Origin of the sequence: Pseudoalteromonas luteoviolacea NCIMB 1942 (assembly GCF_001625595.1) — a bacterium.
In the GTDB taxonomy this organism is placed as follows: Bacteria; Pseudomonadota; Gammaproteobacteria; order Enterobacterales; family Alteromonadaceae; genus Pseudoalteromonas; species Pseudoalteromonas luteoviolacea_A.
Window position 1 is genome coordinate 34203 of sequence record NZ_AUXT01000169.1, and the last position, 16414, is coordinate 50616.

The following is a 16414-nucleotide window of genomic DNA, read 5'->3' on the forward strand; positions in this document are numbered from 1 at the left end:
TGCCAAGAATCTGAAGAAACTCCCATATAAGTTTCGACAATGATTTCAACAAAGTTAAATTCCTATAGGCTAATGGAAACTAGTAAGTTTATAGGTGTGTGATATTTAAGGAATTAATTAATGCCTGTTTTAAATTGGCTGAACAAAGATGAAGCTGTTGCGACGTCTAAAAAATGTACTTACAGGCTGCTGGAGGAAATACCAGAGCTCTCCTATGGTGATGCAGAGAATCAAAACCTGTTGATTCAAGGTGATAACCTCGAAGCGCTTAAAGCTTTGATCCCTCACTATGCAGGGAAAGTGAAATGTATATTTATCGATCCTCCTTATAATACTAAATCAGCATTTGAGCATTATGACGATAATTTAGAGCATAGTCTGTGGCTCTCGATGATATATCCTCGGTTGGAGTTATTGAGAGAATTACTTGCTGAAAATGGCTCTATATGGATAACGCTTGATGATAACGAGGCGCACTACTTAAAGGTGATGTGTGATGAAGTTTTTGGGCGAAATAATTTCGTATCAAATGTAGTGTGGCAGAAAAAGTACTCTAAGCAAAATGATGCTAGGTGGCTCAGCACTAGTCACGATCATATTCTTGTTTACGCTAAAAACAAAGAAAAGTGGACACCAAATAAACTTGAGCGCAGTCAGTCACAGCTAAAAGGGTATAAAAATATTGATAATGACCCAAGAGGGTTTTGGCAGTCCGTTGTTTATACCTGCTCAAAAAGTAGGAAAGAGCGGCCAAATCTTTACTATCCTATAATTCACCCGAAAACGGGAAAAGAAATCTTTCCGAATGAAAATCGTGTTTGGGCTTATAGTCAAGAACGTCACATGATGCATAAGGAGGATAACCTTCTATGGTGGGGAGAAGATCAAGAGAAGGACAAACCTAGGTTAAAATCATTTTTAAATAAAGTTGGTAGTGGAATTGTACCTGATACTCTTTGGCTACGAGAGGATTCTGGTGATAATCAAGATGCCAAACGAGAAGTTAGACTCTTACAGCCGGATAGTGAGTTTAGCACACCAAAGCCAGAGAAATTAATCTCAAAAGTACTAAATATAGCAACGAGCGAAGGTGATCTAGTACTTGATTCATTTTTAGGATCTGGGACGACTGCAGCTGTCGCTCATAAAATGAATCGTAACTATATTGGTATTGAAATAGGAGATCATGCGACCACTCACTGCCAGTTAAGAATGCGTAAAGTTATAGATGGTGAAGGTGGCGGTATATCTAAGTCAACTACTTGGCAAGGCGGTGGAGGTTTTGGCTTCTATCAATTAGGGGAAGCCGTATTCGACGAGTATGGTTGCCTCAATACCAATATTAAGTTTCCAACCTTAGCGTCACATATTTGGTATTTGGAAACGAAAACACCGCTCAGTAATAAAGGGGATACACCATTACTGGGAGTTTATAACGATACAGCATATTACTTGCTTTATAACGGCATTTTAGGTGATCGTCGTCCAGCAGGTGGAAATGTACTGACAAGCAAAGTGCTCAATAACTTACCGGACATCGACAAACATGAACGCATCGTGATCTACGGTGAATCAAGCCGTTTAGGTGAAGCTCGCTTGAAACAAGCGAATATTACTTTCAAGCAAATTCCATATGACGTCGGCACTCTTTGATAAGGAATCAACATAATGTTTAAGTTAAAAGGTTATCAACAACGTGCCGTTGATGTGATGCGATCTTTCCTTTCTCACTGCCTAAGCAGCGGCAATGTTGAAGACGCATACAAGCTGGCATTAGAAGAACAAGAACTCCCTCCACATGCTTATAGAGATTATGGCTTCGAGCAAGTTCCATATTTCTGTATGCGTATCCCTACAGGTGGTGGTAAAACTGTTCTTGGCTCACATGCTATTGAGGTTGCCGCACGTCATTACCTAGAGACTGAAGCCCCTATTGCACTATGGTTAGTCCCAAGCATTACTATTCGAGAACAAACCGTAGAAGCCTTGAAAACACCAGGCCACCCTTACCGTGAAAAGCTTGATGCAGCTTTCAATCGGCAAGTGTTGGTGCTCGATATTGATGAAGTGACTCAAATTCGCCCACAAGATTTAGGTAACAAGGCCATAGTAGTGGTATCGACACTAGCTAACCTGAGAGTTACCGACACGTCTGGCCGCAAAGTTTACGCTTACCATGAAAACTTTGAGCCTCACTTTGCCAAGATTCCAGCAAAGCATCCTTCTTTGCCACTTCTAGAGACGGTTTCAGAAGCTGATGTTCAAGAGAATGGTCTAAGTGGTCGTGAGATTGGTAACATCAAATTCTCTTTTGCGAATTTGTTGGCGTTGTATAGGCCTGTAGTGATAGTGGATGAAGCTCATAATGCGCGTACCAGTTTAACCTTTGATACCTTGCGACGTGTGCACCCAGCTGCTGTCATTGAGTTTACCGCTACACCTAACACCACTAACACAAACGGTAGTAACGTACTGTTTCATGTCTCGGCAGCAGAACTGAAAGCCGAGGAGATGATTAAATTGCCGATTGTTTTGACAGAGCATCAAAACTGGCAAGATGCAGTTCAGGATGCCGTGATCACACGTAACAAGCTTCAGGCTGACGCTCAAAAAGATGAGGACTACATCCGCCCGATAGCCTTGTTCCAAGCTGAGAACAAAAAAGGTGAGGTCACTGTCGAGATACTTAAAGACCACCTAGTCAATCAACTTGGCATTGATGAAGATAAGATTGCAATAGCGACGGGGAATCAGCGAGAGCTAGATGGGATCAACCTGTTTGATCAAAATTGCCCAATAGAATACATCATTACAATCGAAGCCCTTAAAGAAGGCTGGGATTGTTCTTTTGCTTACGTATTCTGTTCTGTTAAGCAAGTATCCTCTAGCAAAGATGCCGAACAGTTACTTGGCCGTGTACTGCGTATGCCGTATGCCAGCCGTCGAGTTATCGAAGACTTGAACCGTGCTTATGCGCATCTTGCGACGTCGAAGTTCGCTAAAGCAGCTCAAGAACTGACTGATAAGCTCATAGCTATGGGCTTTGAGGAAATGGAGGTAGCAGCATTTTTACGGGAGCAGGCTCCATCAGGTGGTCAAGGGGATCTATTTAGCAGTATCCAGGAGCAAGCGCCCGCAAAACTGACTCCACCCCCACCTTCTTCCATTGTTGTTGAGGTTGAGGAGCTACCAGACCTAACTGAGCTTTCCGTTTCAGAGAAAAAGCAAATCACTATGACTAGGGATGAGCAAGCCGGTACTGCTGTAGTAAAAGTAACAGGTGAGGTTTCATCAAGCATACAAAAAGCGCTAACAAAGCATGTAAAAGCAGGTAAGAAGCGCAAAGCCTTTGAGCGTGATATTCGAGTACATAATCAGAGTATTGACGCAATGAAGGCACCATCTGAACGAGGTGAGAGATTCGGTTCTCTTCCTTACCTATGTATGATGGAACAGGGCGAGCTGGAGCTAGTTGAGTCAGAAGTTTTTCTGCACGCACATAGCTGGAGTTTGCTCGACTACCCAGCAGAGTTGACTAACTTTGAAATGAATGAGACGAGCAATAGTTTTGCAATTGATATGGATGGGAAGTCACTCTCCTATAAGGTTGCCGACCAAAAGGAAGTCATAGCATTTAATCAAGGGTTTATTGACGTTACGGAACAAGATCTTGTCCGCTGGCTAGACAGGGAACTACGACAACCAGACGTGCTTCAGCATCAGCTTGTTGGCTTCTTAGGTCGCCTGATCAAAAATTTGCTGCAAAAACCAAATTTGACTCTTACAGCTTTAGTTCGTAATAAGTTCCCATTAGCCCGTGCTATAAGGGATCTTGTTCGCTTGTACCGCAAGCAAGCTCAACAGACTGGATATCAAACGTGCCTATTTGGAGCTGAGAGTACAGCATGTATTTCCGATGAATTCATGTACCACTTCGAACCGAGCCACTACCCGTCTCGTCCACCTTACTATTCTGGTCGCTACAAGTTCGATAAACACTATTTCCCACAGAATCTGATAGAAGATCTGAAAGCTGATGGTGAAGAATTCGATTGTGCAGTAGCCATTGACGGGTTGCCTCAAGTTAAATACTGGATTCGCAATCTAGTACGCCGCGATCAGGCATCATTCTGGCTTCCGCTAGCGCATAACAAGTTTTATCCTGACTTTGTCTGTGAGTTGAATGATGGGCGTATGCTGGTTGTTGAATACAAAGGTAAGGCCTATGAAACAAATGATGACTCAGCAGAAAAACGCGCTATTGGCGACAAGTGGGCGGAGCTAAGCAATGGTAAATGTTTATTCATTATGGCAATAAAGCAAGATAAGCAGGGTCGTGATGTTCGCCAGCAGATCCAAGCCTTAATTTCAAAATAATAGTGAGGGAGCAAGTCCTACGGTTTGCTCCCATAATACACAAGCAAAACTTGATGGCTAAAAGTAACCCCAAGTTCGCCTCTGAATTGCGAATGTGGGACTTACATCTTCACATACCCGCATACTAATGAAGAGGGGTTGGTTATCTATAACCAACATATCAATATGATATTAAATGCAAAATGTATATTGATTATAATTTTAGTATGCACTTATAAAGTCCTCACCTACATTTGAAAAAGGCGCTTACGCGCCTTTTTTGTGCATGAAATTTAAATCGGTCTATTCACCAGCATTCACACGCTAATTTTAGATCAATTACGCCACTGAATATTCACGGTAAAGTTTGAAAGGCGTGTATTTCTTGTGCGACAGGTGTCTCTTGAAATGTACTGTGGACAGTCGTTGTTGACCGCAGGGTTATTTACACGTGCGCGAAGCTCTAACTCGATGTCTTTTAAAAACTGGCCATTTACCACTGCGGTTGTGTCACTATGATTCAGGGGGATACCTGAGCCTCTGCGGTTGCCACCACCGCGTTTCAAGGTGGAGTCGAACTTATTGGTCGGTCCCATAAAGCCCATTAAGATTTCATAGTCAGCAACCAAAATGGTTTCTTGGAAGGTGTAATCAACACTAATTGCGCTAATCTTTGCGTTAGCTGGCACATTGTAATGGGTAATACAATTGCTAAAGGGCAGGCGTGGTTTTGGCTGTGTGCTGGTCCAAGGGTTTGGATAGAACCCATCTGTATACGGGATGGTGACATTGTATGTGACTCGATTGCCGTGACCATAATCACCCGGTAAAAAATTACCATCCTCTTTTACCAAGTTTAATGAGCAAGTACCTTGAGCGGCTAATGCCGATGCAGATACAAACATAGATACAGCGATTGCTGTCAATGCATAAACTTTTTTCATCGTAAATAATCCTTTTACAAATTTATATTTATATTTCAGTTGTTTATAGGTTTTTTGGTAGTGCTGATCTCACAAAAAATAGTTCTGTGAGACTTACTTAACATAACCCAATAAAGAGACTATGCAAGTTGCGAGATCAATAAAAATTTAAATTTTTGAAGCAATGTGTTTACTGTACAGATGACGCTGTTCTAACCCGCTGTAACAGATAATAATATTTATAAAAACCGCATATTCATTGTTTAAGTGTGCAGCTTGAACCTATGAATTTCTGGGGTAAAAAACGGCCTCTTATGAAGGTTGCTTTTTTATTTAAGGAATTCAATTAAGGGAAAAGCCTGAAATTAAAGCTCAGTAAAAAGACAATAAAAGCCCCATTAAATGATAGCAAGCAGAAGCCTACATATATGACCCTCAATGTTGCAGGTGGTGCATATACTAAAAAAACGTGTGCCTGTAATTGCAGTAACTGTGGCGGCACACATCGCACTGGGGTGAGCTATACATGTGTTGTGACCGATGCCTGTCATACAGGGCTTTAGTAAGGGGATTGGGTAAACCAACCCTTGTTGGCACTAAAGCAAATAAAACCTAACCGGTACCATCACTGTGGCTTCTTGGCGCCTTTTACGTGCCATTTTTGAGTAGCGCTTTTTCTTTGCTAGGTGAACAGGTATTTGATGGGCTTAAAAAGGGTGCTTAAAGAGACTGCTTTATTTGGCTTTTTCAACATTTGAATAGGCTATCTTAGAAATCACTTAAGGTGTAACTTCGTCTAACCCCCCCCACTTTATCAAGAATTTCAAAGACTTCTCGGGAAGATTGATTCAATGCGTCAATGACTTCCTCTCCCAAGTCATCTTGCAACTTTTCCGAGTGGTTGATGATTAAGAAATTGCTTTGCAAATTTCTCACAAGGTGATTAACGCCAGAAATGGTTTCTTGATATACCGTTATTTTCTCAAGCTCTTTTTCTAACGCGGCATGTTTGGTCAGCTCGTTAAAGTACTTAATGGTGAGTAAGGCACAGGACCAAATGGCGAGGAGTGCAATGCACGGTTAAACAGCACCTTCCAGAGTTCTCCACCACTGGGGGAGCTGAAATAAGCAATAACAGTGAATAATGAACAGAGCACGGCCAAAATTAGAGTGAATCTTATGTTTTTGGCCCACAAAGAGATTAGAATTGGAATGATATGGGGTACCCCGCCCTGCGGAATATGTGAGTCGATAGCAAAAATAATGCACATGGCCAAAATGGAGACCAGCATCACCAGGTTGCTATTAGCATGCTGAGTGGTCATTTTTGATATTCTTCCATAAAGCTTTTTGGCATAGTGGGGAGCAGCACACCCCATAATGAAAATGTGAACGACTATCGCGACTTAAGTTGTGCTCTTAGAAATGTTAGCTTAATTTTAGAACTGTGATTGATAATTGGTGTAAAGCGAGAGGGGTTGTGAGGCTTAGAAACAACAGTTCTTAGGGCCTTAGGGCGCAAATAGATAGGCTGTGTATTTCGTAAATGTCTTAGTGTGTATTGATACCTAAAGTGAGACGACGTAATGATATGAGCCAGCATGCACTGGCTCGTCAAATGGTGAGCAATTAAACGAAGACACCACGCTTAGATGCGTGACTCGACTACGTCAGAATATTCTGGCTACCAAGGAAAAAAGACCTCTTGATAGCTTTAATTGTGTAACCAATTAATATGCAATATTTCATATTTTAGAAATTAAAAAATGACTATAAAGCGTTAAGTAAGCTGTTTATTTTTCACCTTTAAGATTAGCATAGTTAACAAAAGGCCACATGCTATAGCCATTAATGCATAGCCATATATCTCGTAGGTATCGTAGATAAACGTCAGTGAGTGCCAGCCAAATGCATTTCTTAACGCATTTTCAATTAAGGCCAATACATTCACAAACCCTGCTGCAATAAATAGCCAATGAAACAAGCCATCAAAGTCTGTGAGTATGATTTTACTAGAGTTTGAGAACAAACGAGATATTTGAACTCTAAACACAAAAAGTAACACCGCCAATATATTTATTAATAACTGTAGGCCAAAGACGATAGTGCCAATAATTAAATAGTTATCATCATGTTGACCTAAATCTATTACTCCTGTCGCAAATAGACTATATTCAGCCAATGCAATAAAGGCGAGCATGAGCGATATATGCCAAATATTGGGCTCTTGTTTCATTACACCAAGTACGAAGCCAAAAGCGAGTACTGACAGATAAAATTGCATTGTATAAACAGGGTTATCTACTTGAATATAGAAGGCGACAAGTGAAATAACTGTGATAAGTATCAAGTGTACTATTTTCATATAGTTAATGACTTATGTTGCGAGCTTTGGTAAGTATGTATTTTCAAGCTCTGTTTCAAAGTGATGAAAAGGTTTCGCTTGAAGCAATACAGTCTAAAGTTTATGGGTTTTGTTTCGGTAGAGTTTCGCTTTCAGGCGAGCAGACTTTAGCTGAGTACGGTCTATTTGGCTTAAACACTGAACCGCCAACTACTCCCTTCAGTAATACCTTATCCAGTGTTCTCATCATTATTCCTTATCTTTAGTATCTTCTTGGTTAGTCAATTTGGTCGATATATTGCTAATCTGTATCATCAGAGGGTTAATGTCAATTTTACAATAAGCCAGCCATTTGAAAAAATGACTGATCCTTGGTTCGCCTACCCCAAGCTCATAATTACTCACAGTTTCTCTGGTGATATTGAGCTTATCGGCCATTTGTTTTTGAGTTAAACCTGCTTTTTTCCTCATGGCTTTGAGGTCGTCACCGCTTATCACATTTGATTTCCTTATTGTGCAAATATCAAAGTTTTACCTACTAACACCTAAGTTGACCTAAATGACCTCTATCCAGTGCGTAGTGAGAGGTTAATCAAGCTTTGATTAGTTTGCTAAAAATGCTAATGGCAAGAAAATTTCTGATAAATAATCCTTTTTATAAAATTCGAAGATTTTTCCGCATTAAGCGCCTTATATTATTAACAATGTATTTTCATAAGTAAATATGAAAATGAGTTAGCGCAGTTGATAGAGAGCATTGGCGAGGGAAGCGATGAAAAACAATGTGGTTAGAAGAAAGATAAAAGTGAACAGCCTTATGACGGAAGTGCAGCATAACTTACGCCGACTAAGAAAAAGAAATAAGCTTACACAAAGCCAGCTTGGTGCAAAACTCAATGTAGATCAGGCCACTATCAGTAATTTTGAAACCGGTAAAACGGTGATGACCGTGGCTCAACTCTATGAGATGTATTTAATCTTTGGCGATGATTTTGACTGCCCTTTTATTCATTATACCGGTCAGGAAAATAATACTAATACGCGAGTTTAGTGTTTTTCGATAATCGATAATCGGTTCTGTCGCAATGGCATAAATAACCTATTGCATAATGGGGCGTTTTTTGGTCCTAAATAGTCGTCGAGCTTATGCTTTAAATCACAGGTGGGAATTGGCTAGCACAAAGTATTGGGATGCCGATACACAGCCGCAATTAATGTGTCATTCCCCAAATAAGTGCTACTACGATTGTCAGCACAATCAATATCATATTCACTTGCTTTTCGCGCGCACTATTTACGTGCGTACCCTCTTCACTGGGCTTGGCAAATAAGTAATTCCAGATAAATGCGAATAAAATTAGCAGGCCATCTGTAGCCAGCCAAGTGACAGTGTAATGCCAGAAATGACTAAGCTCATCCCCATGCTGATGGCTGCAAAGTACTTGGCTTTTTTTGGTACTATGCGCCGTGTTTGCCAGTTACGGAGGGTGTTACCAAACTTTGGGTGCGTTAGTAGCCAGTTATCAAGCTTGTTTGATGATTGAGAAAAGCACCGCAGCGCTAAAGTAAAAACAGATGTGCCGGGCACTTATGTATTCCGTTACTATGTGACTGACTTAATCAATGACGCTGAGAATTACGATTTTGCAGCCAATGTTGCGTCTATGGAAGATGCAAAAGGTGTGAGGCTGCGTAGTTTAAATGCGGTTGGTGAGAGCCTATGGCACCCATTACCATATGAGAACAAGCCGCCTTTCGCCAGCGACTTTTACGCGAGTTCTAAACCTTATTTAGAAGCAGGCGCTGCGCAGTGGTCCATGACGGCAGTAGACGGCGATTACACCATCGAGAATTTCAAAGTAAGTCATATTAATGGCGGGCTAGATGACTTAACACCGCGCTTTGAAGGGTTGAGTGAAGGCCTAGTGATTGTCAAAGGTGATGCATTAAACTTTCAGACTATTTACCCGAAGGTACCGTGATCCGTACGGATGACAAAGCTGAAGGTTTCCATTTCACATTTCACATTTCACATTAAAGAGCTCCCAGAAGTGATCTTTGTACCTGAAAACTGGCATGCTGCCAATGACAGCATGCTAAGTGAATGGCGTGAATGTGAAGCAGGAGAGCTAAAATAAGTTCAATTCCTGATACATAAAAATTTGTATTTGCAAAGCCCTACTTGCTCTCTAGCTTGCAGGGCATTTTTAATGCTTGGCGGCACTGTTGTCACTTAATACCGATTGTATTGCCGCGAGCATTGGCTGCGCTAACTGCTCGCTATAACCGGCTTTCGTATAAGTGATTTTGCCATGTTTATCGATCACCATTGTATAGGGGAGGCCGGGCTTTTTGAGCGAGTTATACAAGGCATGTTTTTTGTCAAATACAAACTCAAGTTGCAGACCTTTTTTCTCAAATTGTTTCACAAATTTTTTGTAAGTGCGTCTTGTTTGTCTGAGCTTGCCTTCTTCTCGGGTATTGACGACGATGATGCGAATTTTATCTGTCCCTAATTTACGCTGTAGGCCCTCCAATAAAGGCAGTATTTTTTTGCAGTATGGGCACCAAGAAGCCCAAAAAGTAACGACCGTTGGAGTGTCGAGACTACGAAAAACCGGCGTCCCTTGTTTGTTTAGGCCAATGGTTTGTTCGCTACCAAACTGTGTCATTGCCGCTTGTGTGGAGGCTGTAAAACACAGTGCCCACAATAGCAAAAGGAATTTATTTAACATGTGCATTTATCCTATTTATGACGCAAGGACTATGAGAGTTGCGCCTTATTAACGAATAAACGCAATTTATTTGAATAGATAACAGTTGTGAAAGGTTTCAGTTCCCAGAGTTTAAGCACATGCACTTAAATTAAATTGTATATACAAGAACACCGGCTGGTTATCTTGACCTTCAACGATTGATGCTGCTAGCAGCTTATTGAACTTTGTATTCCTCCCAACCTTGAACATATCACACCAATTTTAATACTTTGCGATCAAAACCACGCTCAGGACTAAGCATTTTTTGCGCAACCGTGTATATCCTTATTGGGAACTAAAGGTAAACAACATGTAAAGGATACAAAAATGAAATCGATTTATTTGAGCGCCATCTCTTTGGTTGTCGGGCTTGGTGTAAGTCAGGTAGATGCGTCTAGTTGTGAGGGGGCAAATGCTTATCCAAATTGGCCGCAACTTGATTGGCAGGGCAAACCAAGTCATGCCAATACGGGTGACAAAATGCAGCATGATAATAAGCTCTATCAGGCTAATTGGTGGACCAAGTCTGAGCCCGGTAGCAATGCGGCATGGCAATATCTGGGACGATGCAGTGATACTATGCAGCCTTCTCCCGTCGAAAAATATGGCCGTTTAAAAGTGTGTGGCACTGGCCTGTGTAGTGAACACAACGAGCGTATTCAGCTACGAGGAATGAGCAGCCATGGGTTGCAGTGGTATGGGCTTGGTAAATGTATGACGGACGTGAGTTTAGATGTCTTAGCATATGATTGGCAGGCCGACATTGTGCGCTTGAGCTTGTATGTACAAGAAGGCGGCTATGAAAATGATCCTGTAGGGTTTACGGCGCAAATGAATACCCTAATTGAAATGGCCAGTCAACGTGGGTTGTATGTCTTGGTGGACTGGCACCAGCTGAACCCGGGCGATCCGAATTTCAATTTGGAGTTGGCCAAACAGTTTTTCACCGATATTGTCACCAGAAATAAACATCGCAAAAATGTGATTTACGATATTGCCAACGAGCCAAACAAAGTTGAGTGGTCACAGATCCGCCATTATGCAGAGCAGGTTATTCCGGTCATCAGAAGTATTCAGCCCGATGCATTGGTTTTACTGGGTACACACGGCTGGTCTACGTTTGGTGCGTCTTCGGGTGGCAGTGTACAAGATGTCGTCAACGATCCGGTGAAATTCGACAACATTATGTATACCTTCCATTTTTATGCCGCATCGCACAAAGCATACTACCGCACGGTGTTAGATCAAGCGTCAGATGTATTACCTGTGTTTGTTAGCGAGTGGGGTACGCAAAATTATGATGGTGATGGCCCCAATGATTTTGTCAGTGCGCAGCAATACATTGATCTGATGGCGCGAAAAAAAATCAGTTGGACAAACTGGAATTACTCAGATGATTTTCGCAGTGGAGCAGTATTTAAGCGTGGCGCCTGTACAAGCCAGAACTTTTCTGACAGCCAGCTTAAAGAAGCAGGGGCTTGGGTAAAATCACGGATCGGCGAAGGTAGATAAACAAAGTGGCTATATTTGGGCATATTTGCAATATAGTGAAGATATAGTAAATATGCTTTGTATCGTATCACAGTGATGAAAGTAATTTTACACGAGCATTGCACAAAATATCGTCTACCTTATTAGAGTAAAAAACCAAATGAAGACGATATTTTCCCTCAATTGGGTATAGGAAAAAGTTTTAGTTATTTATTTTATTGTTTTCATTTATTTAACTAGAAAATAATGATTTTTTCTGTAAGAGTGTGGCCTGTAAATTATTTACAGTCGTATAAGTTGTGTTGAATAAAATATAGTGGTGCAGTGATGTTACAAGCAATTGCTCGATACGTATCTAGTCATATGACTACCGTTGTGTTACTACCGTGCTTACTGCTAGGAGCGGTGATTTTTTATGATGTATCTGTGTCAGCGAAGCGGATGAATGACGCCTATGATGCAGAATATAATGCGTTTTTAAGTCATGCTGTGTTGAGCGTGATCCATGAAACGCAAAAGGAGCGCGGGGCATCCGCAGGCTTTATCGGTTCAAAGGGGGCTAAGTTTAGAGACAACTTGCGCCAACAGCGCAGTCAAACAGACAGGCTTTTAGCTTCTTTAAAAGAAAAACAAAAACATTGGGATTTAATGCCCGAAATGGCCAAAGAGCTCGACGAGTTTGAGCGTAAGTTTAGCCGCCTAGCCACGGTGCGTGGACAAGTTGACAACCTGTCTATCCCTCTTTCTGAAGTGTTAAAGTATTACACCGATATTAACCTCAAAGCGCTGCATATTGTGATCACCGCATCGCGATTAAGTAACGATCACACCATCGCCTCAGAACTGGTGGCTATTTATAACTTCTCCAGTGCGAAAGAGTCGGCGGGCATAGAGCGGGCGGTATTGTCGAATGTACTCAGCCGTGATGGATTCACATCTGTACTTAAAACCAAGCATGTGGCACTGATCACCAAACAACAGGTGTACCTTGAAGAAGCACTTGAGGCGTCGCCTTTGGCCATGAAACGGATGTTTGAACAGGCATTAGATAACCCTGTTATGCGCGAAGTTGAGCGGTTTCGCCGTGGAGTGGCTGATAAAAACACAGGGTTTGGGCTGGACGCCGAAGCTTGGTTCAGGGCGGCGACGGATCGCATCAATGCATTAAAAGAAGCAGAAGAGAACGCGCTCAACTTGGTGGACGAGACCGCGATTAAAATTCAGCAGCAAGCGGTACTGGTACTCGTTATTGAGCTGATAATTTTAGTGGTTGGGCTGATGGTTACCGCCGCGTTATTCTTTGCTATTCGACTGCGCCGTCGCCAATCAAGCATGATTGCCGAAGGCATTGATATCGCGCGCTTACATAAAAATTTGGGTCACGAGATAGATGTGATTTCCAAAGATGATTTAGGCAATTCGGCACTGAATATTAATAACTTAACTAAGCAGTTTGAAGATGACTTGATTGAGTTTGCTCGAGTTTCAGCACAAATTGCTGGCTCATCTCAAGAAACGGCAGTGGCAATTCAGCAGAGCCAAGAAAACTTGATAAGCCAACAGACGGGCATACAGACAATTGCATCGGCATCTGAGCAAATGAGCGCGAATATTCAGGTCATTGCAAACTCCATGAATGAAAATGCCGCAGCGGCTAAAACCGTGACGCAGGAGTCTTTGCAAGGGCAGCAAGTTGTTGCGGATGCTGTGCAGGTTATTCAACAGGCGTCCGATGATATGGCGCGCTCTGCAACAACCGTAGATGCGTTGAATGAGCGAGTGGGCAGCATTTCTTCCATGGTTGAAATGATCAAGAGTATCGCAGAGCAAACTAACTTATTGGCGTTGAACGCCGCGATTGAAGCTGCTCGAGCTGGTGAGCAGGGGAGAGGCTTTGCGGTGGTCGCCGATGAGGTGCGCAGTCTGGCCAGTCGTACCCAAAAATCCACAGAAGAAATTTCAGCATTGGTGTCTGAACTGCAAACCAGTTCATCTGAAGCATCCAGTGTGATCACCCAAGGAAAAGAAAATGCGTTGGAAGCGGCTGAGCGGGCTGAGGCCATTAAGCAAGCTCTTGAGCAAATCGTAGAGCAGGCGCAGCAAGTAGAGCTGGTGACAGAGTCTGTTTCAAGTAATACTCAGCAGCAAAGCAATGCCATTGACGAAGTGAGCCAAAATATCACTGCGATTTTTCAAAAAGCGACAGAAAATGTCACCGGTGCGGAGCAGATCAGCGTGGCAGCGACTGACATTGCGAGCGCCGCCAAAGTAATGGATAAGCTGATTGCGCAGTATTCTGTGAGCCAATCGGTGCGTTAAGCAGGTGGGGGAGAAACCCCCTATACCAATACGATAGTGATGATCGCATTGAGGGTGTTGCACGTAACAGGTTAAAAAGTGAAAAAGACATTCGTTATGCAACACGCCATTACCCCTAAAAAATTACTTAATAGCAAGTGGACATCGGTCAATCCCACACACAAAGAAAAGCACTTTATTGTTACCTGTGTGGAATTTGATGAAGAGGGCCGTGTCATCGAATGCATTATTGAGGCGGTGATGACTCACCGCGAGCAAGATATAAACTGGCGCGAACTTAAAGACCCTAAAGCTTGGAAAATGGGCTGGAAATAATTAGTCCGCTACGCCGCTTTGTATGCGACAAATTCACCTTTCCCCACTGGTATCAGTGCCGTTGTGTAGCTTGGGCTTTGATTAAGATAGTGCATAAAGTCTTTCAGCTCTTGTGGATGGGAAGTTGCGTTGTCACAAACAATGATGCCTCCGGGAATAAGTAATTGCTCAATATCGGCGATAATCTCCATATAAATGGCGCGATCAGCATCGAAAAAGACTAAATCATAGCTGGTTTCTAGTTGCTTTAGTGTCGTGGTTATGTCGCCATGAACACAGTGGATTTGTACATTGAGGTTCGCTTTATCGATGTTATTACGTGCTTGTTGGTGTTTGTGTTCATGCCCTTCGATGGTGGTGATATGACCATCGAAGGGAAGCGCGCTTGCCATCCAAAGCGTAGAGTAACCGTTCGAAGTGCCCAGCTCTAGAATACGCCGAGTACTACTCGCTTTGATTAAAAATGCTAAAAACTCGCCGGTATCTTGTGTGATATTGAGGTATTTAGACTGCTTATCTAACGCGTTTGCGTCATTTTCTTCTCCCAGTTTGGCAAGATCTGTTAATAACTGGGTTAAGTGGTTATTTAGCATAGTGTCACTCCTTGTGAGTTAAACAATTATCGCGCTGTTTTTAAAGATCACATACGCGCCGAGCAACGTAAGCGCCGAGTAAAAAATACGTTGAAATAAGACCACGGAAATGCGCTGTCGCAACTTTGCTCCTAGATACATACATATTGTTGCTGGTAACAGCGCGACAACCGATAAGGCGCTGGTGGAAGGCGTCAAAATCCCTTGCCAGATCAAACCAATACTGAGTCCGAGCGACGAACAAGTGAATAAAATGCCCATGGCTTGAATGAGCTTTTCTTTGGGTAGCCCAATGGCTTGTAAATAAAACACGCCGGGGACGGCTGAAGATCCTGTTAAACCGGTGAATACACCATTGCACACACCAAGTAACATCCCAGCGCGCGGTTGCCAAGAAACACTAATGTGCGGCTTAAACTGTAAGATACCTAGGCTGCCATAGCAGATCAATAAAACTCCCAAAAGGAGTGACATATGTGCTTGGTCAATGAATTGAGTTAATAAGCAGCCCAGTGCGACTGAAACGGTCGCAAAAAAGAAAAATAGTCGTTGCGTTCGCCACAAGGTGCGCCAATATTGGCCACTGATTGCTTGCACTATATTGGTTATAAAAGCGGGAAGCGCGACCAGAGCCATCGCTGGGTGGATCCCAATGATGGCAGTCAACAGGCCCAGTACAATGGGGGGGAGGCCGAGCCCCACCACCCCTTTTACCAACCCTGCAAACCCAAACACCCCTAAAATAATGGCGATGGTTAAGTTGGTATACTCCATTAGGCGCTCTCTAGAGCATTCTCTGGAAAGCGTGCTTCGACACCTTGTGTTGCAAACAGATTTAAGGCCGCTAGTACATCATTGAGTTCCTCTTCATCAAGCACCTTGGGCTTATTTGTAGCGAAATGTTCGACCAATGCGAGAATATCTTGCTTGCGGTTCTCAATATAAACATCGGTTTGTTGATAATCAAAATGCGTTGCTCCCTCTAGTAGCGCATCCATTTTTTTGTTGTTTTTCACAAACTCGATATCGAACTCACCCAATTGCATGAGGACATAGCGACTTGGTATACCCGGCTCCATAGCGTTGGCAAAGCGATGCTTTAGCTTGGACGGGATCTGAAACACTTCGCCAAGTGGTACATGGTATACTTGATGTCTATCTGGTAATTCAATGTTTATGGCACCTTTGGCGCAATAAATCATGTCGGATACAGATTGATGAAAATGGTAGGGAACAGCTCTATGATCTAAATTAAATAAGCTGACTCGAATGCCATTTTCATAGTAAAACTCTTTCATTTCCATTGTTTGCTCCTTG

General features: G+C 42.5%; 16 protein-coding genes. 8 read left to right on the top strand and 8 right to left on the bottom strand.

From position 1 onward, the window contains the following. Nucleotides 1-120 precede the first annotated feature (120 nt). Nucleotides 121-1653: a site-specific DNA-methyltransferase gene (locus N482_RS13320; RefSeq protein ID WP_063377495.1), complete on the top strand. Its 1533-nt coding sequence runs from the start codon at nucleotides 121-123 to the stop codon at nucleotides 1651-1653. A gap of 15 nt (nucleotides 1654-1668) precedes the next feature. Continuing rightward, nucleotides 1669-4377 (top strand): DEAD/DEAH box helicase, encoded by a 2709-nt coding sequence (locus N482_RS13325; RefSeq protein ID WP_063377496.1) that lies wholly within the window; start codon nucleotides 1669-1671, stop codon nucleotides 4375-4377. Nucleotides 4378-4691: 314 nt separating this feature from the next. Here the strand turns inward: N482_RS13325 and N482_RS13330 are convergent, their stop codons facing one another. The 3 genes from N482_RS13330 to N482_RS13345 form a co-directional block, all read right to left on the bottom strand. Next, the gene (locus N482_RS13330) at nucleotides 4692-5300 is read right to left on the bottom strand and encodes a hypothetical protein (RefSeq protein WP_063377497.1); all 609 of its coding nucleotides are present in this window, start codon (nucleotides 5298-5300) and stop codon (nucleotides 4692-4694) included. 1759 nt (nucleotides 5301-7059) lie between these two features. Then, nucleotides 7060-7644 (bottom strand): hypothetical protein, encoded by a 585-nt coding sequence (locus N482_RS13335; protein ID WP_063377498.1) that lies wholly within the window; start codon nucleotides 7642-7644, stop codon nucleotides 7060-7062. Nucleotides 7645-7872: 228 nt separating this feature from the next. Further along, the gene (locus tag N482_RS13345) at nucleotides 7873-8121 is read right to left on the bottom strand and encodes a helix-turn-helix domain-containing protein (protein ID WP_063377500.1); all 249 of its coding nucleotides are present in this window, start codon (nucleotides 8119-8121) and stop codon (nucleotides 7873-7875) included. Between the two features lie 274 nt (nucleotides 8122-8395). On the opposite strand from N482_RS13345, the gene N482_RS13350 reads away from it, so the two are divergent. Further along, nucleotides 8396-8674, top strand: a complete 279-nt coding sequence (locus N482_RS13350; protein ID WP_063377501.1) for a helix-turn-helix domain-containing protein — start codon at nucleotides 8396-8398, stop codon at nucleotides 8672-8674. A 306-nt stretch (nucleotides 8675-8980) separates the two neighbouring features. Here N482_RS13350 and N482_RS26130 read toward each other — a convergent pair whose 3' ends face one another. Beyond that, complete coding sequence (locus tag N482_RS26130) at nucleotides 8981-9211, bottom strand: YbaN family protein (RefSeq protein WP_063377502.1); 231 nt, start codon at nucleotides 9209-9211, stop codon at nucleotides 8981-8983. On the opposite strand from N482_RS26130, the gene N482_RS13360 reads away from it, so the two are divergent. Together N482_RS13360 and N482_RS24875 are read left to right on the top strand one after the other, a co-directional pair. Beyond that, a complete protein-coding gene (locus N482_RS13360; protein WP_063377503.1) occupies nucleotides 9201-9605 on the top strand; it encodes a hypothetical protein in 405 nt (134 codons plus the stop codon). The genes N482_RS26130 and N482_RS13360 overlap by 11 nt on opposite strands. Nucleotides 9606-9614: 9 nt before the next feature. Then, complete coding sequence (locus N482_RS24875; RefSeq protein WP_155730588.1) at nucleotides 9615-9761, top strand: hypothetical protein; 147 nt, start codon at nucleotides 9615-9617, stop codon at nucleotides 9759-9761. Between the two features lie 69 nt (nucleotides 9762-9830). On the opposite strand, the gene N482_RS13365 is transcribed toward N482_RS24875, so the two are convergent. After that, nucleotides 9831-10358: a TlpA disulfide reductase family protein gene (locus tag N482_RS13365; RefSeq protein ID WP_063377504.1), complete on the bottom strand. Its 528-nt coding sequence runs from the start codon at nucleotides 10356-10358 to the stop codon at nucleotides 9831-9833. 348 nt (nucleotides 10359-10706) lie between these two features. On the opposite strand from N482_RS13365, the gene N482_RS13370 reads away from it, so the two are divergent. From N482_RS13370 to N482_RS13380, 3 genes are all read left to right on the top strand, one after another. Next, nucleotides 10707-11891, top strand: a complete 1185-nt coding sequence (locus tag N482_RS13370) for a cellulase family glycosylhydrolase (protein ID WP_063377505.1) — start codon at nucleotides 10707-10709, stop codon at nucleotides 11889-11891. A 306-nt stretch (nucleotides 11892-12197) separates the two neighbouring features. Continuing rightward, complete coding sequence (locus N482_RS13375) at nucleotides 12198-14189, top strand: methyl-accepting chemotaxis protein (RefSeq protein WP_063377506.1); 1992 nt, start codon at nucleotides 12198-12200, stop codon at nucleotides 14187-14189. Nucleotides 14190-14285: 96 nt separating this feature from the next. Beyond that, on the top strand, nucleotides 14286-14504 hold the full coding sequence (locus tag N482_RS13380) for a TIGR02450 family Trp-rich protein (protein WP_063377507.1): 219 nt from the start codon (nucleotides 14286-14288) through the stop codon (nucleotides 14502-14504). A gap of 8 nt (nucleotides 14505-14512) precedes the next feature. Here the strand turns inward: N482_RS13380 and N482_RS13385 are convergent, their stop codons facing one another. The 3 genes from N482_RS13385 to N482_RS13395 are packed head-to-tail and all read right to left on the bottom strand — an operon-like array spanning nucleotide 14513 to nucleotide 16401. Further along, nucleotides 14513-15097, bottom strand: a complete 585-nt coding sequence (locus N482_RS13385) for an O-methyltransferase (RefSeq protein ID WP_063377508.1) — start codon at nucleotides 15095-15097, stop codon at nucleotides 14513-14515. Between the two features lie 18 nt (nucleotides 15098-15115). Further along, nucleotides 15116-15871: a sulfite exporter TauE/SafE family protein gene (locus tag N482_RS13390; RefSeq protein WP_063377509.1), complete on the bottom strand. Its 756-nt coding sequence runs from the start codon at nucleotides 15869-15871 to the stop codon at nucleotides 15116-15118. Next, a complete protein-coding gene (locus tag N482_RS13395; protein ID WP_063377510.1) occupies nucleotides 15871-16401 on the bottom strand; it encodes a hypothetical protein in 531 nt (176 codons plus the stop codon). Before N482_RS13395 ends, N482_RS13390 begins: the two co-directional genes overlap by 1 nt. Between the last annotated feature and the right edge of the window lie 13 nt (nucleotides 16402-16414).

What these genes read in the sequence shown, in the direction of transcription:
- N482_RS13390 (WP_063377509.1), bottom strand. Translation starts at nt 15,871, where the DNA reads ATGGAGTATACCAACTTAACCATCGCCATTATTTTAGGGGTGTTTGGG.
- N482_RS13385 (WP_063377508.1), bottom strand. Translation starts at nt 15,097, where the DNA reads ATGCTAAATAACCACTTAACCCAGTTATTAACAGATCTTGCCAAACTG.
- N482_RS13320 (WP_063377495.1), top strand. Translation starts at nt 121, where the DNA reads ATGCCTGTTTTAAATTGGCTGAACAAAGATGAAGCTGTTGCGACGTCT.
- N482_RS13325 (WP_063377496.1), top strand. Translation starts at nt 1,669, where the DNA reads ATGTTTAAGTTAAAAGGTTATCAACAACGTGCCGTTGATGTGATGCGA.
- N482_RS13330 (WP_063377497.1), bottom strand. Translation starts at nt 5,300, where the DNA reads ATGAAAAAAGTTTATGCATTGACAGCAATCGCTGTATCTATGTTTGTA.
- N482_RS13375 (WP_063377506.1), top strand. Translation starts at nt 12,198, where the DNA reads ATGTTACAAGCAATTGCTCGATACGTATCTAGTCATATGACTACCGTT.
- N482_RS13395 (WP_063377510.1), bottom strand. Translation starts at nt 16,401, where the DNA reads ATGGAAATGAAAGAGTTTTACTATGAAAATGGCATTCGAGTCAGCTTA.
- N482_RS13380 (WP_063377507.1), top strand. Translation starts at nt 14,286, where the DNA reads ATGCAACACGCCATTACCCCTAAAAAATTACTTAATAGCAAGTGGACA.
- N482_RS13350 (WP_063377501.1), top strand. Translation starts at nt 8,396, where the DNA reads ATGAAAAACAATGTGGTTAGAAGAAAGATAAAAGTGAACAGCCTTATG.
- N482_RS24875 (WP_155730588.1), top strand. Translation starts at nt 9,615, where the DNA reads ATGACAAAGCTGAAGGTTTCCATTTCACATTTCACATTTCACATTAAA.
- N482_RS13365 (WP_063377504.1), bottom strand. Translation starts at nt 10,358, where the DNA reads ATGTTAAATAAATTCCTTTTGCTATTGTGGGCACTGTGTTTTACAGCC.
- N482_RS13335 (WP_063377498.1), bottom strand. Translation starts at nt 7,644, where the DNA reads ATGAAAATAGTACACTTGATACTTATCACAGTTATTTCACTTGTCGCC.
- N482_RS13370 (WP_063377505.1), top strand. Translation starts at nt 10,707, where the DNA reads ATGAAATCGATTTATTTGAGCGCCATCTCTTTGGTTGTCGGGCTTGGT.